Source organism: Streptomyces murinus (genome assembly GCF_002154555.1).
In the GTDB taxonomy this organism is placed as follows: Bacteria; Actinomycetota; Actinomycetes; order Streptomycetales; family Streptomycetaceae; genus Streptomyces; species Streptomyces murinus.
Map to the genome: position 1 here is coordinate 1 of NZ_MUNF01000031.1, position 22,657 is coordinate 22,657.

Annotated in this window: 22 protein-coding genes; 12 read left to right on the top strand and 10 right to left on the bottom strand. The window is 71.3% G+C overall.

Features of this window, described 5'->3' with window-relative positions:
- Positions 1 to 33: 33 nt before the first annotated feature.
- Together CCN72_RS02530 and CCN72_RS02535 are read right to left on the bottom strand one after the other, a co-directional pair.
- Positions 34 to 987, bottom strand: a complete 954-nt coding sequence (locus CCN72_RS02530; RefSeq protein WP_208637895.1) for an aldo/keto reductase — start codon at positions 985 to 987, stop codon at positions 34 to 36.
- 50 nt (positions 988 to 1,037) lie between these two features.
- On the bottom strand, positions 1,038 to 1,940 hold the full coding sequence (locus tag CCN72_RS02535) for a helix-turn-helix domain-containing protein (protein ID WP_086806151.1): 903 nt from the start codon (positions 1,938 to 1,940) through the stop codon (positions 1,038 to 1,040).
- A 146-nt stretch (positions 1,941 to 2,086) separates the two neighbouring features.
- On the opposite strand from CCN72_RS02535, the gene tkt reads away from it, so the two are divergent.
- From tkt to CCN72_RS02575, 8 genes are all read left to right on the top strand, one after another.
- Entirely contained in the window at positions 2,087 to 4,162 is a 2,076-nt protein-coding gene (gene tkt / locus CCN72_RS02540) for a transketolase (RefSeq protein WP_086806135.1), read from the top strand.
- Positions 4,163 to 4,181: 19 nt separating this feature from the next.
- Complete coding sequence (gene tal / locus CCN72_RS02545) at positions 4,182 to 5,327, top strand: transaldolase (RefSeq protein WP_086806136.1); 1,146 nt, start codon at positions 4,182 to 4,184, stop codon at positions 5,325 to 5,327.
- Positions 5,324 to 6,910 (top strand): glucose-6-phosphate dehydrogenase, encoded by a 1,587-nt coding sequence (gene zwf, locus CCN72_RS02550; protein ID WP_086806137.1) that lies wholly within the window; start codon positions 5,324 to 5,326, stop codon positions 6,908 to 6,910. Before tal ends, zwf begins: the two co-directional genes overlap by 4 nt.
- A complete protein-coding gene (gene opcA, locus CCN72_RS02555) occupies positions 6,907 to 7,833 on the top strand; it encodes a glucose-6-phosphate dehydrogenase assembly protein OpcA (protein WP_085567559.1) in 927 nt (308 codons plus the stop codon). Before zwf ends, opcA begins: the two co-directional genes overlap by 4 nt.
- A gap of 1 nt (position 7,834) precedes the next feature.
- Entirely contained in the window at positions 7,835 to 9,493 is a 1,659-nt protein-coding gene (gene pgi / locus CCN72_RS02560; protein ID WP_086806138.1) for a glucose-6-phosphate isomerase, read from the top strand.
- Between the two features lie 2 nt (positions 9,494 to 9,495).
- Positions 9,496 to 10,374 (top strand): phosphogluconate dehydrogenase (NAD(+)-dependent, decarboxylating), encoded by an 879-nt coding sequence (gene gnd / locus CCN72_RS02565; RefSeq protein ID WP_086806139.1) that lies wholly within the window; start codon positions 9,496 to 9,498, stop codon positions 10,372 to 10,374.
- Positions 10,375 to 10,376: 2 nt separating this feature from the next.
- On the top strand, positions 10,377 to 10,970 hold the full coding sequence (locus CCN72_RS02570; protein WP_086806140.1) for a histidine phosphatase family protein: 594 nt from the start codon (positions 10,377 to 10,379) through the stop codon (positions 10,968 to 10,970).
- A gap of 150 nt (positions 10,971 to 11,120) precedes the next feature.
- Positions 11,121 to 11,795: a TetR/AcrR family transcriptional regulator gene (locus CCN72_RS02575; protein WP_085567555.1), complete on the top strand. Its 675-nt coding sequence runs from the start codon at positions 11,121 to 11,123 to the stop codon at positions 11,793 to 11,795.
- A gap of 15 nt (positions 11,796 to 11,810) precedes the next feature.
- On the opposite strand, the gene CCN72_RS02580 is transcribed toward CCN72_RS02575, so the two are convergent.
- Positions 11,811 to 12,407: a TetR/AcrR family transcriptional regulator gene (locus CCN72_RS02580; RefSeq protein WP_086806141.1), complete on the bottom strand. Its 597-nt coding sequence runs from the start codon at positions 12,405 to 12,407 to the stop codon at positions 11,811 to 11,813.
- Positions 12,408 to 12,493: 86 nt separating this feature from the next.
- On the opposite strand from CCN72_RS02580, the gene CCN72_RS02585 reads away from it, so the two are divergent.
- On the top strand, positions 12,494 to 13,393 hold the full coding sequence (locus tag CCN72_RS02585; protein WP_279630215.1) for an NAD(P)-dependent oxidoreductase: 900 nt from the start codon (positions 12,494 to 12,496) through the stop codon (positions 13,391 to 13,393).
- Between the two features lie 191 nt (positions 13,394 to 13,584).
- Here the strand turns inward: CCN72_RS02585 and CCN72_RS02590 are convergent, their stop codons facing one another.
- A complete protein-coding gene (locus CCN72_RS02590; RefSeq protein ID WP_037654918.1) occupies positions 13,585 to 14,022 on the bottom strand; it encodes a PPOX class F420-dependent oxidoreductase in 438 nt (145 codons plus the stop codon).
- On the opposite strand from CCN72_RS02590, the gene CCN72_RS02595 reads away from it, so the two are divergent.
- Positions 14,021 to 14,668: a hypothetical protein gene (locus tag CCN72_RS02595; protein ID WP_208637894.1), complete on the top strand. Its 648-nt coding sequence runs from the start codon at positions 14,021 to 14,023 to the stop codon at positions 14,666 to 14,668. The genes CCN72_RS02590 and CCN72_RS02595 overlap by 2 nt on opposite strands.
- 59 nt (positions 14,669 to 14,727) lie before the next feature.
- On the opposite strand, the gene CCN72_RS02600 is transcribed toward CCN72_RS02595, so the two are convergent.
- On the bottom strand, positions 14,728 to 15,438 hold the full coding sequence (locus tag CCN72_RS02600; RefSeq protein WP_086806143.1) for a YcnI family copper-binding membrane protein: 711 nt from the start codon (positions 15,436 to 15,438) through the stop codon (positions 14,728 to 14,730).
- Positions 15,439 to 15,481: 43 nt separating this feature from the next.
- Positions 15,482 to 16,087, bottom strand: a complete 606-nt coding sequence (locus CCN72_RS02605; protein WP_086806144.1) for a hypothetical protein — start codon at positions 16,085 to 16,087, stop codon at positions 15,482 to 15,484.
- 348 nt (positions 16,088 to 16,435) lie between these two features.
- Here CCN72_RS02605 and CCN72_RS02610 point away from each other — a divergent pair, with 348 nt between their 5' ends.
- Together CCN72_RS02610 and CCN72_RS02615 are read left to right on the top strand one after the other, a co-directional pair.
- Complete coding sequence (locus tag CCN72_RS02610; RefSeq protein ID WP_143664027.1) at positions 16,436 to 17,119, top strand: hypothetical protein; 684 nt, start codon at positions 16,436 to 16,438, stop codon at positions 17,117 to 17,119.
- Between the two features lie 23 nt (positions 17,120 to 17,142).
- Entirely contained in the window at positions 17,143 to 17,514 is a 372-nt protein-coding gene (locus CCN72_RS02615) for a hypothetical protein (RefSeq protein ID WP_086806146.1), read from the top strand.
- 363 nt (positions 17,515 to 17,877) lie between these two features.
- On the opposite strand, the gene CCN72_RS02620 is transcribed toward CCN72_RS02615, so the two are convergent.
- Genes CCN72_RS02620 through CCN72_RS02635 form a run of 4 tightly spaced genes read right to left on the bottom strand, consistent with a single transcriptional unit; the run spans position 17,878 to position 22,433 of the window.
- Positions 17,878 to 19,278, bottom strand: coding sequence for a GH1 family beta-glucosidase (locus tag CCN72_RS02620; protein WP_086806147.1), 1,401 nt, complete (start codon positions 19,276 to 19,278; stop codon positions 17,878 to 17,880).
- Positions 19,275 to 20,114: a carbohydrate ABC transporter permease gene (locus tag CCN72_RS02625; RefSeq protein WP_037654999.1), complete on the bottom strand. Its 840-nt coding sequence runs from the start codon at positions 20,112 to 20,114 to the stop codon at positions 19,275 to 19,277. The genes CCN72_RS02620 and CCN72_RS02625 overlap by 4 nt, the downstream gene beginning before the upstream one ends.
- A 7-nt stretch (positions 20,115 to 20,121) precedes the next feature.
- Positions 20,122 to 21,111, bottom strand: a complete 990-nt coding sequence (locus tag CCN72_RS02630) for a carbohydrate ABC transporter permease (RefSeq protein WP_086806148.1) — start codon at positions 21,109 to 21,111, stop codon at positions 20,122 to 20,124.
- 5 nt (positions 21,112 to 21,116) lie between these two features.
- Positions 21,117 to 22,433 carry an ABC transporter substrate-binding protein gene (locus CCN72_RS02635; protein WP_086806149.1) on the bottom strand — a complete coding sequence of 439 codons (1,317 nt, stop codon included), beginning with the start codon at positions 22,431 to 22,433 and terminating at the stop codon, positions 21,117 to 21,119.
- Positions 22,434 to 22,657: the final 224 nt, after the last annotated feature.

Here is a 22,657-nt window from a genome sequence, read left to right on the forward strand (position 1 = left end):
GATTTGTGGGGGCGGGGTTCGTGGGGGCGGCCGCTACCGTGCCGCCGCGAAGCGCGCCATGTGCTCGTCATCGAGCCGCACGTGGCGTGCGGCGAGCGCCTCCTCGACATGGTCCGTCCGGCTCGCGCCGACGATGGGGTGGATCCCCTGCCGCATCAGCCAGGCGAGGACGATCTGGTTCCGGGTGGCCGAGAGTTCGTCGGCGACGGCGCCCAGGACGGCGAGGACCCGTTCGGTGCCGGGGTGGTCATAGGCCGGCGGCAGCGGTTTGTCCGTGCGGGTGTACGAGCCCCACAGCAGCGAGCTGTACGACCACACCGTGAGCCCGTCCGCCGCCGCGAGGTCCAGGTCCTCGGCGGTGAGCATGCGGTGGCCGGCCTCCGCGACGGGGGTGAGCGGGCGTGGTTGGAGGAGCGAGTGCCGCAGTTGCAGGGCCGTCCAGGGGGCCACGTCCTGCTCCCGCGCGAGGGACCGGGCGCGCTCGACGCGCCAGGCGGTGTGGTTGGCCGCCCCGATCCGCAGGGCCACTCCCTTGTCGACCAGTTCGCCGAAGGCGCCGACCGTCTCCTGAAGCGGCACGGCGCGGTCCTCGGCGTGCGCCCAGAGCAGATCGAGGTGATCGACGCCCAGGCGGCGCAGGCTCTCCTCGACGCCCTTGCGGACGGCGGGGGCGGAGAGGCCCTCCGCGCTCTGCGGCCAGGAGCCCGGCACCAGCGGGTTCTGCCGGACCTTCGTCGCGATCCGTACCGCCTCGCGCGCTCCCGGGCGGGCCCGTAGCCAGGCGCCGATGGCCCGTTCACTGGCGCCGCCGACGCCCTCGGGGTCGGCCCAGAAGGAGTAGCAGTTCGCGGTGTCGAGCCAGCGGCCGCCGGCGGCGACGAAGGAGTCGAGGACCGCGAAGGCCCGCTCGCGGTCGACGCGGGTTCCGAAGTCCATGGTGCCGAGGACGATCTGGGGAGGGGTGGTGTCCACCCGGCCGGTGTTCATACGGCCCATGCTCGGATCTGGAGCGCGCTCCAGGTCAAGGGCCATGGCGATTACCGCAGTTCGGCGCGGAAGGCCACCGGTGTTCGCCCGGTGTGCAGTTGGAAGAACTTGGAGAAGTTCGCCGCGTCCGGGAAACCGACGGCGGCGCCGACCCGGCCGATGGGCAGCTCGGTGTGGGCGAGGAGGCGTTTGGCCTCCAGGACGACGCGTTTGTCGATGAAGCCCTTGGGGGTCTCGCCGGTGGCGGCGCGGACGGCGCGCACCAGGGTGCGGCGGGAGTAACCGAGCGCGTCGGCGTAGGCGCTGACGCTGTGATTGGTGGCGAAGCCCTGCTCGACGGCGTCCCGGAACAGGGTGAAGGTGTTGTCCGACTGCTGCCGTGAGCCGGGCGCCGAGCTGGCGGCGAGGTGGGCGAGGCGCAGCAGGAACGCGGTCAGCTCGTGCCGCAGGACGGCGGCGTGCAGGCTCGGCGGGAGCGTCGTGGTGTCCTCGTACTCGCGGCGCAGCTGCTCCAGGGCCGCCCCGAGCGCTTCGAGCTGGGCCGCCCCGGGGTGCAGCAGCGGCGGCAGGTCGTAGCGGTACAGGCCGGTGGCCTCCACGGTGGCACGCGGCAGGAAGCCGGGCTGCATGGTCAGCACGGTTCCGCGGTACACGCACTCGCGGGAGAAGCGGTGGACCTGTCCGGGTCGTATCCACAGCAGGTCGCCGGCGGCGGCCTCGTACTCGGTGAAGTCGACCATATGGCGTACGGGGCCCTCGGTGAACAGCAGGACCACATGGAAGTCGATGCGGTGGACGCGGTCCAGTGGAATGTCGGCCCGCCAGCCGCGGTCGGCACCCATACGGCCGATCCGCATGCCGACACCGCCGACGGCCAGCTCGGTCGGGAAGGGGAGGGTCCGGATGCCGTCACCGACCGCCGTGGCGCCCTCTTGGGGCGTTGTGTCAGCCATGTCCTTTTCGTGCCATCCCTGCTCCGCGATCACTGTCCCAGATTCACCACAGGGTGACACATCCCGCCCTTCCGCCGAAAAAGTCAGACTTTTAAGTTTGAACGCGTCCGGCCAGCCCTTCCGTACTGAACGAGGACTTCTTGAAGATGAGCACGCAGACTTCCGGTGGCTTCGAGTGGACCGATCTCGACCGGCGGGCCGTGGACACCGCCCGCCTGCTGGCGGCCGACGCGGTACAGAAGGTGGGCAACGGCCACCCGGGCACCGCGATGAGCCTGGCGCCTGCCGCGTACACGATCTTTCAGAAGGTGATGCGTCACGACCCGGCGGACCCGGAGTGGACCGGCCGTGACCGGTTCGTCCTCTCCCCCGGCCACACCTCGCTCACCCTGTACACCCAGCTGTTCCTGGCCGGGTACGAGCTGGAGCTGGACGATCTGAAGGCGTTCCGCACCCAGGGCTCCCGGACCCCGGGCCACCCCGAGTACGGGCACACCGCGGGCGTGGAGACCACCACCGGGCCGCTCGGCCAGGGCGCCGCCAACGCGGTGGGCATGGCGATGGCCGCCCGCTACGAGCGCGGCCTGTTCGACCCCGAGGCCCCCGCGGGCACCTCCCCCTTCGACCACACCGTCTGGGCGATCGTCTCCGACGGCGACCTGGAGGAGGGCGTCTGTGCCGAGGCGTCCTCGCTGGCCGGCCACCAGAAGCTCGGCAACCTGGTCTTCCTCTACGACGACAACCACATCTCCATCGAGGGCGACACCGCGACCGCCTTCTCCGAGGACGTCCTGAAGCGGTACGAGGCGTACGGCTGGCACACCCAGCGCATCGCGCCCACCGCCGACGGCGACGTGGACGTACCCGCCCTGTACGCGGCCCTCCAGGCGGCGCGGAACGAGACCGGGCGGCCCTCGATCATCGCGATGCGCACGATCATCGCCTGGCCCGCCCCGAACGCCCGCGACACCGAGGCCTCCCACGGCTCGGCGCTGGGCGCGGCGGAGATCGCGGCCACCAAGCGGCTCCTCGGCTTCGACGCGGAGCAGTCCTTCCAGGTCGAGGACGCGGTCCTGAAGCACGCCCGGCGGGCCCTGGACCGGGGCGCCGAGGCGCACGCGGCCTGGGACAAGCGGATCGCCGAGTGGCGAGGCGCCGAGCCGGAGCGCGCCGCCCTGTTCGACCGGATCAGCCGGGGCGAGCTGCCCGCGGGCTGGGAGGACTCCCTGCCGGTGTTCGAGGAGGGCGGGTCGGTCGCCACCCGCGCCGCCTCCGGCAAGGTGCTCCAGTCGCTGGGCCCGGTGCTGCCGGAGCTGTGGGGCGGCTCCGCCGACCTCGCCGGCTCGAACAACACCGACATCGACAAGTCCAGCTCATTTCTCCCCCACGGCAACCCGCTCCCGACGGCCGACCCCTATGGTCGTACCGTGCACTTCGGCATCCGCGAGTTCTCCATGGCGGCGGAGATGAACGGCATCGCCCTGCACGGCAACACCCGTATCTACGGCGGCACCTTCCTGGTGTTCTCCGACTACATGCGCAACGCGGTGCGGATGTCCGCGCTGATGCAGCTGCCGGTGACGTACATCTGGACGCACGACTCCATCGGCCTCGGCGAGGACGGCCCGACCCATCAGCCGGTCGAGCACCTGGCCTCGCTGCGGGCCGTCCCGGGTCTGAACGTCGTCCGCCCGGCGGACGCCAACGAGACCGTGATCGCCTGGGCCGAGATCCTGAAGAGGCACGCCACCAGCCCTGCCCCGCACGGGCTCGCGCTCACCCGCCAGGGCGTGCCGGTGTACGCGCCGAACGAGGACGCGGCCAAGGGCGGCTATGTGCTGCGCGAGTCCTCGACGGAGGTCCCGGAGGTGATCATCATCGCGACGGGCTCCGAGGTACAGCTCGCCGTGGCCGCGCGGGAGCTGCTGGAGGCCGAGGGCACCGGCACCCGGGTGGTCTCGATGCCGTCCGTGGAGTGGTTCGAGGAGCAGCCGCGCGCCTGGCGCGAGCGGGTGCTGCCGCCGGCCGTGCGGGCCCGGGTGGCGGTGGAGGCCGGCATCGGGCTGACCTGGTACCGCTATGTGGGCGACGCGGGCCGGATCGTCTCCCTGGAGCACTTCGGCGCCTCCGCCGCCGCGGGAACCCTGTTCACCGAGTTCGGCTTCACCCCCGAGAACGTCGCCGCGACGGCCCGCGAGTCGCTCGCCGCCGCGCGCGTCTGACACCGACACACAAAGAAAGATGATCACTGTGACCGAAGCAATCGCTACCCCGGGAGCCCTCAAGCGCCTTGCCGACGAGGGTGTGTCCATCTGGCTGGACGACCTGTCGCGGGGGCGGATCACCTCGGGCAGCCTCGCCGACCTGGTGGCGAGCGGCAGCGCCGTCGGTGTCACCACCAACCCGTCGATCTTCCAGGCGGCCATAGGCTCCGGCGAGGGTTACGAGGAGCAGCTCACCGATCTGGCCGTACGCGGAGTGACGGTCGACGAGGCCGTGCGGATGATGACCACCGCCGACGTCCGCGACGCCGCCGATGTCCTGGACTCCGTGTACCGGGCGACGAACGGCCGCGACGGCCGGGTCTCCATCGAGGTCGACCCCCGTCTGGCGCATCGCACCGCGGCCACCGTCGCCGAGGCCAAGCAGCTGTTCTGGCTGGTCGACCGCCCCAACGTGATGATCAAGATCCCGGCGACCAAGGCGGGCCTGCCGGCCATCACCGAGGTCGTGGGGCTCGGCATCAGCGTCAATGTGACCCTGATCTTCTCCCTGGAGCGCTACCGCGAGGTCATGGCCGCCTACCTGGCCGGTCTGGAGAAGGCCCGCGAGCGCGGCATCGACCTGTCGGCCGTCCACTCGGTGGCGTCGTTCTTCGTCTCCCGGGTGGACTCCGAGATCGACAAGCGGCTGACCGCGCTGGGCACCGACGACGCCCTCGCGCTCAAGGGCCGCGCGGCCCTCGCCAACGCGCGACTGGCCTACGAGGCGTACGAGGAGGTCTTCGCGTCGGACCGCTGGCTGGCGCTCGCCGGTGACAAGGCGAACAAGCAGCGTCCGCTGTGGGCGTCCACCGGCGTGAAGGATCCCGCGTACAAGGACACCCTGTATGTGGACGACCTCGTCGCGCCGGGCACGGTCAACACCATGCCGGAGGCCACCTTGAACGCCGTCGCCGACCACGGCGAGATCACCGGCGACACGGTGACCGGCGGCTATGCGCAGGCCCGTGCCGACCTCGGCGCGATCGAGCGGCTCGGCATCTCCTACGACGAGGTCGTCCAGCAGCTGGAGGACGAGGGCGTCGCCAAGTTCGAGACGGCCTGGCAGGACCTGCTGGACGCGGTGGCGAAGTCCCTGGAGAGCAAGGGAGTTGACGCGCGATGACCGAAAAAGCGAGCCCTGCCCCGGCGCCCGAGGAGGTGCGGGTGCCCCTCGGCCCTGCCGCCGACTGGGTGAACCCACTGCGGGACACCCGGGACCGCCGCCTCCCGCGCATCGCGGGTCCCTCGGGCCTGGTCATCTTCGGGGTGACCGGTGACCTGTCCCGCAAGAAGCTGATGCCGGCCGTGTACGACCTGGCCAACCGCGGTCTGCTGCCGCCGGGCTTCTCCCTGGTGGGCTTCGCCCGCCGCGAGTGGGAGGACCAGGACTTCGCGCAGGTCGTCCACGACTCGGTGCGCGAGCACTCGCGCACCCCGTTCCGCGAGGAGGTGTGGCAGCAGCTCGCCGAGGGCATGCGCTTCATCCCCGGCGACTTCGACGACGACACCGCGTTCAAGCAGCTCAAGGACGCCGTGGAGGAGCTGGACGCCTCCCGCGGCACCGGCGGCAACTTCGCGTTCTATCTCTCGGTGCCGCCGAAGTTCTTCCCGAAGGTCGTACAGCAGCTGAAGAAGCACGGCCTGGCGAGCCCGCCCGAGGGCTCCTGGCGGCGCGCGGTCATCGAGAAGCCGTTCGGCCACGACCTGACCAGCGCCCGTGAGCTGAACGCGCTGGTGCACGACGTGTTCGAGCCGGACCAGGTGTTCCGCATCGACCACTACCTGGGCAAGGAGACGGTCCAGAACATCCTGGCGCTGCGCTTCGCCAACCAGATGTACGAGCCGATCTGGAACCGCAGTTACGTCGACCACGTCCAGATCACGATGGCCGAGGACATCGGCATCGGCGGCCGGGCCGGCTACTACGACGGCATCGGCGCCGCCCGTGACGTCATCCAGAACCATCTGCTCCAGCTGATGGCGCTCACCGCCATGGAGGAGCCCATCGCGTTCGACGCGGAGGCGCTGCTCACCGAGAAGCTGAAGGTGCTCAAGTCGGTACGGCTCCCCGACGACCTGGGCGACCACACCGTGCGGGCGCAGTACGCGGGCGGCTGGCAGGGCGGCGAGAAGGTCGTCGGCTACCTCGAGGAGGACGGCATCGACCCGGCGTCGAAGACCGACACCTTCGCCGCGATCAAGATCGGTATCGACAACCGCCGCTGGGCGGGCGTCCCCTTCTATCTGCGCACCGGCAAGCGGCTCGGGCGCCGGGTGACCGAGATCGCGGTGGTCTTCAAGCGGGCCCCGCACTCCCCGTTCGACTCCACCGCCACCGAGGAGCTGGGCCAGAACGCGATCGTGATCCGCGTCCAGCCGGACGAGGGCATGACGGTCCGTTTCGGCTCCAAGGTGCCGGGCACCTCGATGGAGATCCGGGACGTGTCCATGGACTTCGCCTACGGCGAGTCGTTCACGGAGTCCAGCCCGGAGGCGTACGAGCGGCTCATCCTGGACGTGCTCCTGGGCGACGCCAACCTGTTCCCGCGTCACCAGGAAGTGGAAGAGTCCTGGAAGATCCTCGACCCGATCGAGCAGTACTGGGCGGCGCACGACCGTCCGGCACAGTACGCGTCGGGCAGCTGGGGACCGCGGGAAGCCGACGAGATGCTCGCACGAGACGGACGGAGCTGGCGCAGGCCATGAAGATCGACCTGACCGACACCACGGCAAGCAAGATCAACAAGGCGCTGGTGCAGGGCCGCCGAGCGATCGGCACCCCGGCCGTGGGCATGGTCCTGACGATGGTCATCGTCACGGACGAGGAGAACGCCTACGACTCGATGCGGGCCGCCGAGGAGGCCTCGCACGAGCACCCCTCGCGCACCCTGGTCGTCATCAAGCGGCACGCCCGCACCCTGCGCGACCGCACCCACTCGCGCCTGGACGCCGAGGTCCGGGTCGGCTCGGAGGCCGGCACCGGCGAGACGGTGGTGCTGCGCACCTACGGCGAGGTCTCCGACCACGCCGGCTCGGTGGTGCTGCCGCTGCTGCTGCCGGACGCCCCGGTCGTGGTGTGGTGGCCGGTGGACGCGCCCGACAACCCGTCCAAGGACCCGCTCGGCGCGCTCGCGCAGCGCCGGATCACCGATCTGTACGCGGTGGAGCGGCCGATGGAGGTCCTTCAGACCCGCGCCCGCACCTACGCGCCCGGCGACACCGACCTCGCCTGGACCCGGCTGACGCTGTGGCGCTCGATGCTGGCCGCCGCGCTCGACCAGGCGCGGGCGAAGGTGACGTCGGCGGCCGTGGAGGCCGAGGCGGACAACCCCAGCGCCGAGCTGCTGGCCCGCTGGCTGGAGGCACGGCTGGGGGTGAGCGTGGACCGCGTGGTCACCGAGGGTCCGGTGGTCACCGCCGTACGGCTGGGCACCCACGACGGCGAGATCCTCCTGGACCGCCCCGAGGGACCGCTCGCGACGCTCACCCTGCCGGGTCAGCCGCCGCGCACCCTCGCCCTGAAGGTCCGCTCCACCTCCGAACTCATCGCCGAGGAGCTGCGCCGCCTCGACGCCGACGAGATGTACGCCATCGCCCTGACCGGCGAGGCCGCCAAGGAGAACGCCTGAGATGGCCGACGCCCACTATCCCAACCTCATCCACCGGCCCGAGTGGACGGCGCTCGCCGACCACCGCGCCGAGGGGCCGCTGCATCTGCGCGAGCTGTTCGCGTCGGACCCGGGCCGCGCCGAGCGGTACGTGGTCCGGGTCGGTGATCTGCACATCGACTACAGCAAGCAGCTGATCACGGACGAGACCCTGGCCCTGCTCCAGGAACTCGCCACCGCCACCGATGTGTTCGGGCTGCGGGACGCCATGTTCCGCGGTGAGCGGATCAACATCACCGAGGACCGTGCGGTGCTGCACACCGCGCTGCGCGCGCCCCGGGACGCGGTGATCGAGGTCGACGGCGAGAACGTGGTGCCCAAGGTGCACGCCGTCCTCGACAAGATGAGCGACTTCGCGCAGCGGGTACGCTCCGGTGCCTGGACCGGTCACACCGGCCGGCGGATCCGCAATGTCGTCAACATCGGCATCGGCGGCTCCGACCTCGGGCCCGCGATGGCGTACGAGGCGCTGCGCAGCTTCGCCGACCGCGATCTGACCGTTCGTTTCGTGTCGAACGTGGACGGCGCGGATCTGCACGAGGCCACCCGTGATCTGGACCCGGCCGAAACCCTGTTCATCGTCGCGTCCAAGACGTTCACGACGATCGAGACGATCACCAACGCGACGTCCGCGCGATCGTGGCTGCTCGAAGCGTTCGAGGGCGACGAGAAGGCCGTGGCGAAGCATTTCGTGGCACTTTCGACCAACTCGGGCAAGGTGACCGAGTTCGGTATCGACCCGGACAACATGTTCGAGTTCTGGGACTGGGTCGGCGGCCGCTACTCGTACGACTCCGCGATCGGCCTCTCCCTGATGATCGCCATCGGCCCGGACCGGTTCCGGGAGATGCTGGACGGCTTCCACCTGGTCGACGAGCACTTCCGCACCGCGCCCGCCGAGACCAACGCGCCGCTGCTGCTGGGCCTGCTGGGCATCTGGTACGGCAACTTCCATGACGCCCAGTCGCACGCCGTACTGCCGTACAGCCACTACCTGTCCAAGTTCACCGCGTACCTCCAGCAGCTGGACATGGAGTCCAACGGCAAGTCGGTGGACCGGCACGGGCGCCGGGTGGAGTGGCAGACGGGTCCGGTGGTGTGGGGCACGCCCGGCACCAACGGGCAGCACGCCTACTACCAGTTGATCCACCAGGGCACCAAGCTGATCCCCGCCGACTTCATCGGCTTCGCCCGCCCGGTCGGCGAGCTGAGCCCCGAACTCACGGCGCAGCACGACCTGTTGATGGCCAACTTCTTCGCCCAGACCCAGGCGCTGGCCTTCGGCAAGAGCGCCGAGGAGGTCCGTGCGGAGGGCGTGCCCGAGGAGCAGGTGGCGCACCGCACCTTCCACGGCGACCACCCGACCACGACGATCCTGGCCGCCGAGCTGACCCCGTCCGTGCTGGGCCAGCTGATCGCGCTGTACGAGCACAAGGTGTTCGTCCAGGGCGCCGTGTGGAACATCGACTCCTTCGACCAGTGGGGCGTGGAGCTGGGCAAGGTCCTCGCCAAGCGCGTCGAACCCGCCCTCACCGAGGGCGCGGACGTCCCCGGCCTCGACCCCTCCACCACGGCCCTCGTCGCCGCCTACCGCACTCTCAAGAACGCATCGGAGAACTGATCATGCAGCTCGGTCTCATCGGTCTCGGCAAGATGGGCGGCAATATGCGCGAGCGCATCCGCCGCGCCGGCCACACCGTCATCGGCTACGACCGCAACCCTGAGGTCTCCGACGTCAAGAGCCTCGCCGAACTGGTCGAGAAGCTGGACGCGCCCCGCCAGGTGTGGGTGATGGTCCCGGCCGGCACGGCCACCCAGACCGTCGTGGACGAGCTGGGCGACCTGCTGGAGCCCGGCGACACGGTGATCGACGGCGGCAACTCCCGCTGGACGGACGACGAGAAGCACGCCGCGGCGCTCGGCATCAAGGGCATCGGCTTCGTGGACGCGGGCGTCTCCGGCGGTGTGTGGGGTCTCCAGAACGGCTACGCGCTCATGGTCGGCGGCGAGAAGGACAACGTGGAGCGGCTCCAGCCGATCTTCGACGCGCTCAAGCCGGAGGGCCCGTACGGCTATGTGCACGCGGGCCGGGTCGGCGCCGGGCACTTCTCCAAGATGGTCCACAACGGCATCGAGTACGCCATGATGCAGGCGTACGCCGAGGGCTGGGAGCTGCTGGAGAAGGTCCACTCCGTGGAGAACGTCCGCGAGGTGTTCCGCTCCTGGCAGGAGGGCACCGTCATCCGCTCCTGGCTGCTCGACCTCGCGGTCAACGCGCTGGACGACGACGAGCACCTGGAGAAGCTGCGCGGCTTCGCGGAGGACTCGGGCGAGGGCCGCTGGACCGTCGAGGCGGCCATCGACAACGCGGTGCCGCTCCCGGCGATCACCGCCTCGCTCTTCGCCCGGTTCGCCTCCCGGCAGGACGACTCGCCGCAGATGAAGATGATCGCGGCGCTGCGCAACCAGTTCGGCGGCCACGCGGTCGAGAAGAAGGGCTGACCGTGGCGGACCTTCTGCTGGTCCGCCACGGGGAGACGGAGTGGAGCAGGTCGGGGCAGCACACCAGCTACACCGACCTGCCCCTGACCGACCACGGCGAGGAACAGGCCAAGTCCCTCGCCCCGCTCCTGTCCGGCCGGACCCACGCCCTCGTGCTCAGCAGCCCGCTCGGCCGCGCCCTGCGCACCGCCGAGCTCGCGGGCCTGACCGGGGTCGAACCCGAACCCGCGCTGCACGAATGGGACTACGGCGGCTACGAGGGCATCACCACCGCCGAGATCCACCGCACCCGCCCCGACTGGGACCTGTGGACCGACGGGGTGGCGCCGGGGCCCGAGGGCCATCCGGGCGAGACGCCGGCCGAGGTCGGCGCCCGCGCCGACCGGGTGCTGGACCGGGTGACCGCGGCCCTCGCCGCGGACGGCCCCGATGTGGTGCTCGTCGCCCACGCCCACTTCCTGCGGGTCCTGACGGCCCGTCGGCTGGGCCTCGCGCCCGCGCAGGGCCGGCTGTTCCAGCTGGCCACCGGCACCGCCAGCCGGCTGTCCACCGAGCACGGGCACCCGGTGATCGCCGAGTGGAACCGGCGGCCGTAGCGGCCGGCGACCGCTGCCCTCCTGGTCCGTGGCCCGGGGCACCTCGTGTGCTCCGGGCCACGGACCCACCCGTACTGTCATGTTCGCGTCCTAGAATCGAGGGCACCGAGCACGTCACCGAGGCGGCCCGAGGCCCGAAGGAACCACCCGATGACCAGCGTCGATGAGCCGATACGACCCGACGGGCGGGTGCGCGACGCCGCCCGCACCAAGGCCGAGATCCTCGACATGGCCACCCGGGAGTTCGCGCGGGCCGGCTACGAGGGCGCCCGGGTGGAGGAGATAGCCGCCCGCACCCGCACCACCAAGCGGATGATCTACTACTACTTCGGCGGCAAGGAACAGTTGTTCACGGCCGTCCTCGAACGGGCCTACGGCGCGCTGCGCGAGGCCGAGCGGCGGCTGGACGTCGCCCACCTGGACCCGGTCGCGGCGATCCGGCGACTGGCCGAGCTGATCTTCGACCATCATGAGCGACACCCCGACTACATCCGCCTGCTGAGCATCGAGAACCTCCAGTGCGCCGAGGACTCCGCGCCCTCGGGGCGGCTCGACGCGATCGGTTCCCCGGCGCTGGACGTGCTGCGCGAGATCCTCGCCGCCGGACGGGAGTCGGGGGTGTTCAGGGCGGACGTGGACGCGCTCGACCTGCACGCGGTGATCAGCTCGTTCTGCTTCTTCCGCGCCGTCAACCGGCGGGCGTTCGGTGCCCTGTTCGGCCGCGACCTGGTGGACCCGGACCGGCGGGAGCACTACCGGGTGATGCTCGGGGACATGGTGATCGGGTACCTGACGACGGAGGGGGCGGGCGCGCCCGTTCGCTGACGCGCGGCCGGGAACTCACGCGGGCCGGGTCACCGCCGCGTCGAGCAGCGGGCCCAGTTCCCGCACCACCGTCGTCAGGGGCCGTACGTCCCGCTCGGCCCGTGCCATCAGGATCGCGCCCTCCAGCGCGCTGATCATCAGCGTGGCCAGGTCCGCGGCCCGGTCGGCGGGCGCGCCCATGGTGGTGAGGGCCTCGGCGAGCGGGGTCCGCCAGGTGGTGAACGCGGCGGCCACGGCGGCGCGGACGGCGTCGTCGGAGGCGGCGCGGTCGACAGCGGCGGCGGCGACCGGGCAGCCCGCGCCGAAGCCGTCCCGGTCGTACTCCTCGGTCCACTGCGCGGCCATCGCCGCGAACAGCGCGCTCGGCGTCGGCTCGGCCAACTGCTCGACGAAGCGTGCGATGCGCTTGCCCGCGTACCGTCCGGCCCAGGCGACGGCCTCGCCGACCAGCTGTTCCTTGCCGCCCGGGAAGTAGTGCTGGAGGGAGCCGCGCGGGGCGCCCGCGTGCGCGGCGACCTCGCGCATACCGGTCGCGTTCACCCCGTCGCGCCGGATGAGCTGGGCCGCGCTGAACACCATCCGCTCGCGGGGGCCGCGCTGCCGCTCGCTCATGTCCTTGCCTCCGTCTCTCACCCTGGGGACAACTCTATGACCGTCGTCATAACGTTCGCTACTATGACCACTGTCATAATCAGCCCCTGCGGGGAAGGGCGGCCACCGTGCGCGTCGGATTCATCGGTCTCGGAGTGATGGGCGGGCCCATGGCCCTGCGCCTGGCGGCGGCCGGCACCCCTTTGGTGGTGTGGAACCGCACCCCGCACCGCACCGAGCCGCTGCGGGCGGCGGGTGCCGAGGTCGCCGGGGACGCGGCCGAGGTGTTCGCGCGGGCCGAGGTGGTGCTGCTGATGCTCGCCGACGAGCCGGCCGTCGACGCGGTCCTCGGCCGCGGCACCCCGGAACTGGCCGCGCGGGTCGCGGGGCGGACCGTCGTCCACATGGGCACGACCTCGCCCGAGTACTCCGCCGCGCTGGAGACGGACATCCGCGCCGCCGGTGGCCGCTATGTCGAGGCGCCGGTGTCCGGGTCCCGAGTGCCCGCGGAAACGGGGCAGTTGGTGGCCATGCTCGCGGGCGAGCAGGCCGCCGTGGAGACGGTGGCGCCGCTGCTCGCGCCGATGTGCCGGCAGACGTTCGCGTGCGGTGCGGCGCCCGGCGCGCTGCTGATGAAGCTCTCGGTCAACCTGTTCCTGATCACCCTGGTGACCGGGCTGACCGAGGCCTTCCACTTCGCCGAACGACAGGGCCTGGAACCCACCCTGTTCCTGGACGTCCTCGACGCGGGCCCGATGGCCAGCCCGGTCTCCCGGATGAAGGCACCCAAGCTGCGCGAGCGGGACTTCGCGGTGCAGGCGGCCGCGCTGGACGTCCTGAAGAACAACCGCCTCGTCGCCGAGGCCGCCCGCAGGGCCCGTCTGGCGTCCCCGCTGCTCGACGTCTGCCACGCCCTCTTCGAGGAGACGGTGCGCCAGGGCCACGGCGCCGAGGACATGGTCGCCGTCCTGCGGGCGATCGAGGCGCGGACGGAGAGCGCGGCCTAGGGCCTGTCTGACAATTCCCGTCGTCGCCCGGAGGGCGGCCGCGCGGCGTCAGGTGCGTGCTCTCGGGGTGCCGGGCGTAGGCCCTCGTACTGGACGTACTTGGGTCTGCGCCCGGTGCCGCGAGAGTGCGTGCATGGCGTCGCGCGGCAGACGGGAATTGTCAGACAGGCCCTAGCCAGGTTCCGTCCGGGTCAGCGCTTGGGGATGCCGTACACCCGTGCGACATGCAGCCGGACGACCAGCCGGCGGTCGCGGACCATCGCGGCGCGGTACTCGTCCCAGTCCGGGTGCTCGCCGATGACCGCGCGGTAGAGCCGGATCAGCTCCTCCACGGTCTCGTCATGGGGGTCCTCGGCGACCGGGGACAGCTCGGCCATGCCCTCGGCGACGGTGTACGCCCAGCGGTCGTCGCTGGTGACGTGGTACGAGGCACGGGGGTCGCGGCGCAGATTGCGGGTCTTGGCGCGGTCGTCGGTGACGGAGATCCGGATGATCCGCTCGTCCGGGTCGTACGCGTGGCTGACGTTGGACAGCTGCGGCCGCCCGTCGCGACGGAGCGTGACCAGTACGCCGCCGTGTCCTGCGGAGAGCAGCGGGAGGAGCGCGTCCTGCGTGGAGTCCTGAGTCATGACGAGATCAACCGCGGGTGGCGGGGGCCGCATTCCCGTCGGTGCGCGGTGGACATATGCTCCGGGCGGGTCGGTCGCGGTGATCGACCCCGGACTCAACGGCGACCCCGACGGCTACGTCCCGGGGGAAGCCGTCCAGGGCGTCTGGCGGGTCGGCGAGAACGGGAAGCTGACCGGGGAGTTCGTGCCCAATCCGCGCTACGGGCCGCCCGAGGACGACTTCGCGGAGCTCACGGAGTCCCGGCACTGGCTGGACTGGCTCGGCGAACAGCCCGCCGTCGCGGTACGCGAGTCCATCGCGGGGATCCTGGACGAACAGGTCCCCGGCGCGGTACTGGAGTGGGTCAAGATCCTCGACGCTCCGCGCTACCTCACCGGAGGCCGCCCCCAGCCGGGCGACGCGGACCGCATGATCGTGACCCGGGCCGCCGTCGCCCTGTCCTTCGCGCTCTCCGTGACCGGTCCCGGCGGTCGGCGGGAGGTCCTTCAGGGCGTGTTCTCCTGGATCGCCGTCGGGCTCGACCGGCCCGGTGAGCGCAAGGACCAGGTCTGGTTCGATCTGCGGGCCGGACTGGACCGGGCCGAGGCGGACCTGCGCGAACGGATCCACCTCGTCGGCCGGGCCCCGGAGCCCGGCACCCCCTGACCGCGCTGCCGCCCACCGGTGGACCGCGCGTGGTGCGCGAGGCCCACCGGTGGCCGTCGCTACGGCCGCGCCGAGGACCGGCCGCGCAGCAGGGCGAACGCGGCGGCGGCCAGGCCCAGGGCGCCGACGACCAGGCCGGCGACGCCGAGTTCGCGGGCGGTGGAGTCGCTCGCCTTGGCGGTGGTCGTGGCGGCCGCCTTGGCGGGGGCGGCTGCGGGTGAGGCGTCGTCCGCGGTGAGCTTCAGGGACGGGGCCGGGTTGTCCGGCTCGTCGTCGCCCGAGGCGGGCTGCTCGATCCAGCGGACGACCTTGCCGTCCGAGTAGGTCTGGAGCGTCTTGAACACCAACTGGTCGGTGTCCTCGGGGAGTTCACCGAAGGCGACGTTGAAGTCCTCGTACTGCCCCGGTTCGATCTTCCCCCCGGTGAAGGTGATCTCGGAGGCGGCCTCGGTGATGGTGCCGTCGTCGGTCTTGACCGGCGTCTTCAGCTTGGTGGTGGTCACCTTGGCGCTCCAGCCGTCGCCCGGGTGGACCAGGACGCCGAGGACCGGGTGGTCGGTGGGCAGGAAGACCTGGACCTTGCTGGTGTAGGCGTGGTCCTCCTCGTTGGGCACGCGGAAGGTCAGCACGCCGTCGGTGGCGCCCTTGGCGTAGCTCTCCGGGTGGACGGTGACGTGCGCCGAGGCGGCCCCGGCGGCCAGCAGGACCGAGGCGGCCGTGAGGGCGGTGACGGCGCCGGCGCGGCGCAGGGTGATGCGTGATGCGGACATGGTGAGTCGATCTCCGTACGGTGACGAGTGACTGGGTCAGGGGTCAGAGCGGGTACGGGATCGGGGCGGGCGGTCCGCGCCGGGTGACCGCGTGCCGCAGCGGGGCCCGGCGGGGCGGGACGTCGAGGGACCGGTGGCGCGGGACCGGCTCGGCGGTGGCGGGCAGCGGGGCGGGCCGCCACCGGGTGAGCAGGGCGGGGACCAGCGCGGCGGTGCGCCGCAGCAGCGACCACAGCGCGGCCTCGCCCCGCCGCAGCCACCAGGAGGCGGCCAGGGCGGCGAGGAGGTGGGCGGCCGTGGCGTGGGCCATGGTGTGCGCGGCCGTCGCGTGGGCGGCGGGCCCCGTCATACCGGGCATGCCGGGCATGGGGGCGCCGGTGCGGGTCGTGCCGGAGTCGCCGTGGGCCGCGTCGAAGCCCAGGTGCAGCCCCGCCTGGGTGAGCAGCGTCACCGCGCCGATGCCCGGCCCCGACCGCTCCCGCGCGCCCAGCGTCCAGCCGAGCGCGAGGACCGCGAGGAAGCCCACGCCGTCGCAGCCGAGCGAGGGCATCTCCCCCATGGCCAGGCCGTGGCCCGCGGCGGCGAGCAGCACGCACACCGCGGCGAACACCGCGGCCCGCAGGCCCCTCACCGCCCAGGATGCGCTCACAGTCAGGGATCCTGCCACGGCCGGGTGATCCGCGCGCCACCGATGCCCGGTCCGGCTCCCGGCTCCCGGCTCCCAGTCGTCGAGCGGTGTCCGCCCGGCTGTCGCGGTCCGCCGGGGCGACGCGCCCGACGTTTCCCGCCGTGGCCGCCGCCCGCTGTTCGCTCGTCCAGGTGAACGCTCGCCCGTTCGGGCGTCGCGGGGGACGCTCCTGGAGAGCATCACGGCGTGGAGAGCCACCGGAGCGAGGGGAGCGGCGTGGTGAACGGGGAATGTGGTGGCAGGACCCGAGGCGGCGGCGCCGTGGGAACGGCTCACGGCTCGACCGGCGGTGCGGGGCAGGGCGGGAGGATGCCGAGGGGCCCGGTCGCCGCGGCCGCGATGGTGCTCGCCGCGGCCGTGCTCGCCGCCCCGGCCGCTCAGGCGGCTCCGGAGCGGTCCGGCGCGGGGGCGGCGGTGAGTGGTGCGGCCGTCACGGACGCCGCGGGCCGGAGCTACACGGCGACGACGGTCACCGGGAACGTGCGCACGACGTTGCGCTTCACGTTCAAGGGCGGCCCGAAACTCTCCCGCACGGATCTGGACCGCATCGGCGCGCGGCTCGGACTCGGCAAGGGCAGCCTGCGCGCGGCGCCGGGCCGGACGGTCCGGACCGGCGCGGCCGAACGCTCATCAGCGACGTTGCGTTGTGACAAGAACCCGAGCTGGAGCAACGCCAACGGTACCCTCGCGGCCCGGTTCAACTGTCACCACTCCACCATCAACTGGGGATTCAAGATCTCCGCCCGCGTGCAGTCCGTCATCACCGGCAACGTCCATGAGTCCGGTGTCTCCTGGTGGCGGAACGGACGGCGGATGCCGAAGAACGCGGGTCATGTCGTGGGCGGGAGCTACCACTTCCACGGCACACTGAAGCCGGTCAGGCATGCCGATCACGTGCAGTTCCAGGACTACATGACCTTCCGCGTCAGCATCGGCGGTCGCCCGGGCACGGGCTCGCTGACCTGGGCGGCGGACGTGACGGCGAAGAAGTAGGACCGGCGGACGGGCGGTTGCTCATGGCACTCGACGTACGGACGGTACGCGGCTGGGCGGAGTCTCTTCTGCGCACTCTGGAGGCGCCGGAAGGAGCCGTGCTCAAGATCGGCACGGAAGGCACGGCCCCCGGCACCGGGGCCGGTGTGCACGTCACCCTCACCTACCCGGACGGCACCTCGGTCACGGTGGACCTGGACGACGCGCTGCCCGAACCCGAGGCGCTGCTCCTCTTGGCGGAGCAACTCCAGGACAGCGTCCTCGAATCCACCGGCGGCCACCCGGCCCCCCGGTGCCCGACACCCGGCCACACCCACCCCGCGACGCCGCATGTCTCCCACGGGACCCTTGACTGGCACTGCCCGATGAACGACGACCAAGACGTCCACCTGTGACCAGGACCGGCCACTGACCCGTCCCCGTGCGCCTCGGCCCGTCGGCAGGCGCCGGGCGTCACCGCTCAACGCGCCGCACGCGAAGCCGAGTTCATCCACCAAGGTCGGCACCGGTGCGCGCGGGGCCGCCGATGCCCTCCCGGACTGGCGCGCCACCGCCGTTCAGTCTCTACCGGCTCCGGCACGGACGTCCCGGGCGACACCGACGAGGACATCAGTCTGCTCGACGAGACAGCCGAGGCGGGCGGGCCCGATCTGCGCTGAACGGGGCGGCCGTCGGGTGGGGGTCGGGCCGTGGCACGCCGGTTCGAGGGGGCGGGGGCGCCGCCTCATGTGCCACGGTCCAAGGGGCCCTGGTCAGGCTCAAGCCGCGCTGCGGCTCCGCTCCCGGTGTGCGCGCACGATCTCCGCGTACCGGTGCCCGCTGCCCTTGATGGTGCGGGCCTGGGTCCGGTAGTCGACGTGGACCAGGCCGAAGCGCTTGTCGTAGCCGTACGCCCATTCGAAGTTGTCCAGCAGGGACCAGGCGAAGTAGCCGGCCAGCGGGGCGCCCCGGCGGGCGGCGGAGGCGCAGGCGGCCAGGTGGGCCTCCAGGTAGTCCTGGCGTTCGGGGTCGTGCACGGTGCCGTCGGGGCGGACCGTGTCGGGGAAGGCGGAGCCGTTCTCGGTGAGGTAGAGGGTGCGGGCGCCGTACTCCTCGGTGAGCCGGAGCAGCAGGGTCTCGATGCCGCCGGCGTCGATCTCCCAGTCCATACCGGTGCGCGGGACGCCCTCGCGGCGGACGGTACGGGCGTACGGCGCGGGGCCCTCGGGGTCGTCGACGACATGGGCCGGGAAGTAGTAGTTCAGGCCCAGCCAGTCCAGGGGCGCGGCGATCGTCTCCAAATCGCCGTCCCGCAGTGGGAGTTCGACGCCGTACGTCTCCATCATGTCGGCCGGGAAGCCGCGGCCGTGCACGGGGTCGAGCCACCAGCGGTTGACATGGCCGTCGTGCCGGCGGGCGGCCGCGATGTCCTCGGGGCGGTCGGTGGCCGGGTGCACGGTGGAGAGGTTGTTGACGATGCCGATCCGGGCGTCCGGGACGGCGGCGCGGACGGCCTCGGTGGCGAGACCGTGGCCGAGGAGCAGATGGCAGGAGGCGCGGACCGCGGCGGTCAGATCGGTCCAGCCGGGGGCCATCGTGCCCTCCAGATGGCCGATCCAGGCCGAGCAGGACGGCTCGTTGAGCGTCGCCCAGAGCTTGACGCGGTCGCCGAGGCGCCGGGCCACGGCGTCGGCGTACTCCGCGAACGCGTGGGCGGTGTCCCGCTCCGGCCAGCCGCCGCGGTCCTGGAGCGACTGCGGAAGGTCCCAGTGGTAGAGGGTGACGGACGGGGTGATGCCCGCCGCCAGCAGATCGTCCACCAACGCGTCGTAGAAGGCGAGGCCCTTGGGGTTCACGGGGCCGGTGCCGCCGGGGACGACGCGCGGCCAGGCGACGGAGAGCCGGTAGGCGTTGAGGCCGAGGCGGCGCATCAGGGCGATGTCCTCGCCGCTGCGGTGGTAGTGGTCGCAGGCGACGTCGCCGTTGTCGTCGCCCGCGATCTTCCCCGGGGTGTGCGAGAAGGTGTCCCAGATGGAGGGGGTCCGGCCGTCCTCGGCGACGGCTCCCTCGATCTGGTAGGCCGAGGTGGCCGTGCCCCACAGGAAGCCGTCCGGGAGTGCGGCGAGGTCGATGCGTTCGGACACGGAAGTCCCTTCGGAATACGGTGTGTTGCCGGTCATTTGACGGCCCCCGCCGTCAGTCCGGCCACGAGATAGCGCTGGAGCAGCAGGAATCCGGCCACCACGGGGACGCTGACGACCAGCGAGGCGGCCATGATCTGGTTCCAGTAGACGTCGTTGAGGGTGGAGTAGCCCTGGAGGCCGACGGCGAGGGTGCGGGTGGTGTCGTTCGTCATCACCGACGCGAACAGCACCTCGCCCCACGCGGTCATGAACGCGTAGACGGCGACGGCGACGATGCCGGGGATCGCGGCCGGTACGACGATCCGGAACAGCGCGCCGAGCGGCCCGCAGCCGTCGACCAGCGCCGCCTCGTCCAGGTCGCGCGGCACCGAGTCGAGGTACCCGGTCAGCATCCAGATGGAGAACGGCAGGGAGAAGGTGAGGTAGGTGAGGATCAGACCGCCGCGGGAGCCGAACAGGGCGATGCCGGTGGCGTTGCCGATGTTGACGTAGAGGAGGAAGAGCGGGAGCAGGAAGAGGATGCCGGGGAACATCTGGGTGGAGAGCACGGTGACGGTGAAGACGCGCTTGCCCCGGAAGTCGTAGCGGCTGACCGCGTAGGCGGCGAACACCGCGACGACGACGGACAGGACGGTCGCCGAGCCCGCCACGATCAGCGAGTTCACGAAGTAGCGGGCGAGCGGCACCGTGGACCACATGTCGATGTACGGGCGGATCGTCAGCCCGCTCGGCACCCAGCGGAACTTCCCGGAGACGTCCGCGAGCGGCTTCAGCGAGCTGGAGAGCATCACGTACACGGGGAGCAGCACGAAGCCGGTGAGCAGGGTGAGGAAGACCCGCCGGGCCCAGCGGAACGAAGGCGGCGGTGCCAGCGGCGAGTCAGACATCGGAGGCCCTCCGCTCTCGCGAGGTCGCCAGCAGATAGCCGCCCGTCACCACGAGCAGGAAGAGCAGCAGCAGGACGGACATGGCCGAGCCGGTGCCGAAGTTCCAGGTGACGAAGGAGGCTTGGTAGATGTGCACGGAGACCAGGTCGGCGGCCTCGGGCGCGGACCTGCCGAACAGCACGTAGGGCGTGTTGAAGTCGTTGAACGTCCAGAGGAACAGCACCAGGACCAGGACCTGGTTGACCGGGCGCAGGGACGGCAGGGTGATGCGGCGGATCCGCTGCCACATGCCGGCGCCGTCCAGCGCGGCCGCCTCGTACAACTCGCCCGGGATGTTCTGGAGTCCGGCCGTCACCACGAGGAAGGCGAACGGCCAGCCCTTCCACACCGAGACGGTCAGCAGGGCGTAGAAGCTGTTGTCGCCGATGAGCCAGAAGGCGGGCTTGGCGCCGATGTGCAGCTGGTCGTGCAGGACGTGGTTCACCAGGCCGTTGTCGTGCTGGAACATGAACACCCAGGTGATGACGGCCGCATAGACGGGCAGCGCGTACGGCACCAGGAACAGGGCGCGCAGCAGGCCGCGGCCGCGGAAGGTGTCCTGGAGGAAGAGGGCGGCGGCGGTGCCGATCAGCCAGCACAGGGCGACGGACAGCAGCGTGAAGCCGACGGTGACGAGGAAGGAGTGCAGCAGGGCCGCGCCGACGGGGGCGTGGAAGTCCACCGACAGGCGGTAGTTGCCGAGGCCGGACCAGGGGGCGGTGCCCCAGTCGCGGATGTAGAACTGGGTGAGTTCCTTGAAGCTCATCACGATGCCGATGACCATCGGCACCAGATGGACGAGGAGTTCGAGGACAAGGGCGGGCAGGAGCAGCAGGTACGGCAGCCCGGCGCGGCGGAACCTCCCGGGACGGCGGCGGGCCGAGGAAGCCGCCGTCCCGGGAGGGGACTTCGCCACCGACTCCTCAAGGGTGTGGGTGGTCATGGCCGTTACGCCGCCGGCATCTGCTGCTGGGCCTTCTGGAGCGCGGCCCGGACCGAGGCCGTGGTCACCGCGCGGCCGGCGGCGGCGTCGGCGAACAGGTCCTTGACGGCGGTGCCGACCGTCGTCTCGAACTGCGATTCGGCGGGCACCTGCGGCAGGGCGGCGGCGCTGGTGGCGAGGGTGTTCTTCAGGACCGTGTTGGCGGGGGTGTTGAACGCGGGGTCGTCCTGTGCCGAGGTGACCGCCGGGATGGAGCTGTAGGCCTTGTTGAGGATCTTCTGCTCGTCGTCGGAGGTCATGAACTTCACGAACCGCGTCGCCCCGTCGAGGTTGTGGGTGTTGCGGAAGACCGCGATGTTGATGCCGGCGGCCATCGAGTTGATCTGGGTGCCGGGGCCGGGGGTGCCGGAGCGCACCGGCACGGGCGCGACGCCGTACTCGCTGTCCTTCATCCCCTGGGAGGCGAGGTTGGCGGAGGCCGACTGCCACAGCAGCATGGCCTGGCGGCCCTTGGCGAAGTCGCTGACGGACTGGTTCTGCGCGTACTCGGCGTCCCCGGTCGGGATGACCTGGTCCTTGGCCATCAGATCGACGTAGGCCTTGACCGCGTCGACGACCTTGGGGTCGGTGAAGTTCGGCTTGCCGTCGGCGGTGAAGAAGTCGACGCCGCGCTGCTTGGCGAAGACGAAGATGTGGTGGATGTTCTCCGAGACGTTCGAGCCCTCGGCGCCGAGCGGGGAGCTGCCCCTGGCCTTGATCTTCTTGCCGTCGGCTATCAACTCGTCCCAGGTGGCGGGCGGTTGGGAGATACCGGCGTCGGCGAAGATCTTCTTGTTGTAGTAGAGCGCGTAGGCCAGCGCGTACAGCGGTACGGCGGCCGGGTCCTTGCCCTGGACGCCGGTGGAGGCGAGCGCGGACGGCACGAACCGGCTCTTGCCCCCGATCTTGTCGAAGTTCTTGGCGTCCCAGGGCAGCAGCGCGCCGCTGGCCTGGAGGGAGGCGCTCCAGGAGTTGCCGATGTTCAGCACGTCGGGGCCCTGACCGGAGGTGGTCGCGGTCAGGATCCGGTTGAGCAGGTCGGGCCAGGGCACGACCTCCAGCTTCACCTTGATGCCCGTCTGCTTCTGGAACTTGTCGAGTTCGGGCTGGAGTACCTGCTTGTCGACGGCGACGCTGGCGCCCTGGTTGGAGGCCCAGTAGGTCAGCGTCTTCGGCGCGTCGTTGGACCCGCCCCCCGTGGACGAACCGCCTCCGCAGGCCGTCGCCGTGAGGGCGAGAGAGAGGGTGACGGCGCCGACGGCCGCGGCTCGGATGCTGCGCATGTCTCCAGGTGTCCCTTCCGGGCGTCGAGAACCTTCGGGATCGCGCACCGGGAGCGGCCTTTCCGACCGTTGCCCTCCGAAGACCCTCACGTCTTAATTTAGGACGTGAGTTAATCGGCGCGGACGCGTGCCGTCAAGGGATCCGGCAGAGGTTTCCTCGTGTTCCGGCGCGTTCAGGACCGTCGGGCACGCAGGGCGAGGACCGTTCAGCCGGGCAGGGGGGC

Coding starts and splice junctions, on each gene's coding strand:
- CCN72_RS02530 (WP_208637895.1), bottom strand. CDS start 987: ATGAACACCGGCCGGGTGGACACCACCCCTCCCCAGATCGTCCTCGGC.
- CCN72_RS02535 (WP_086806151.1), bottom strand. CDS start 1,940: ATGGCTGACACAACGCCCCAAGAGGGCGCCACGGCGGTCGGTGACGGC.
- tkt (WP_086806135.1), top strand. CDS start 2,087: ATGAGCACGCAGACTTCCGGTGGCTTCGAGTGGACCGATCTCGACCGG.
- tal (WP_086806136.1), top strand. CDS start 4,182: ATGATCACTGTGACCGAAGCAATCGCTACCCCGGGAGCCCTCAAGCGC.
- zwf (WP_086806137.1), top strand. CDS start 5,324: ATGACCGAAAAAGCGAGCCCTGCCCCGGCGCCCGAGGAGGTGCGGGTG.
- opcA (WP_085567559.1), top strand. CDS start 6,907: ATGAAGATCGACCTGACCGACACCACGGCAAGCAAGATCAACAAGGCG.
- pgi (WP_086806138.1), top strand. CDS start 7,835: ATGGCCGACGCCCACTATCCCAACCTCATCCACCGGCCCGAGTGGACG.
- gnd (WP_086806139.1), top strand. CDS start 9,496: ATGCAGCTCGGTCTCATCGGTCTCGGCAAGATGGGCGGCAATATGCGC.
- CCN72_RS02575 (WP_085567555.1), top strand. CDS start 11,121: ATGACCAGCGTCGATGAGCCGATACGACCCGACGGGCGGGTGCGCGAC.
- CCN72_RS02580 (WP_086806141.1), bottom strand. CDS start 12,407: ATGAGCGAGCGGCAGCGCGGCCCCCGCGAGCGGATGGTGTTCAGCGCG.
- CCN72_RS02595 (WP_208637894.1), top strand. CDS start 14,021: ATGACGAGATCAACCGCGGGTGGCGGGGGCCGCATTCCCGTCGGTGCG.
- CCN72_RS02590 (WP_037654918.1), bottom strand. CDS start 14,022: ATGACTCAGGACTCCACGCAGGACGCGCTCCTCCCGCTGCTCTCCGCA.
- CCN72_RS02600 (WP_086806143.1), bottom strand. CDS start 15,438: ATGTCCGCATCACGCATCACCCTGCGCCGCGCCGGCGCCGTCACCGCC.
- CCN72_RS02610 (WP_143664027.1), top strand. CDS start 16,436: ATGCCGAGGGGCCCGGTCGCCGCGGCCGCGATGGTGCTCGCCGCGGCC.
- CCN72_RS02615 (WP_086806146.1), top strand. CDS start 17,143: ATGGCACTCGACGTACGGACGGTACGCGGCTGGGCGGAGTCTCTTCTG.
- CCN72_RS02620 (WP_086806147.1), bottom strand. CDS start 19,278: ATGACCGGCAACACACCGTATTCCGAAGGGACTTCCGTGTCCGAACGC.
- CCN72_RS02630 (WP_086806148.1), bottom strand. CDS start 21,111: ATGACCACCCACACCCTTGAGGAGTCGGTGGCGAAGTCCCCTCCCGGG.
- CCN72_RS02635 (WP_086806149.1), bottom strand. CDS start 22,433: ATGCGCAGCATCCGAGCCGCGGCCGTCGGCGCCGTCACCCTCTCTCTC.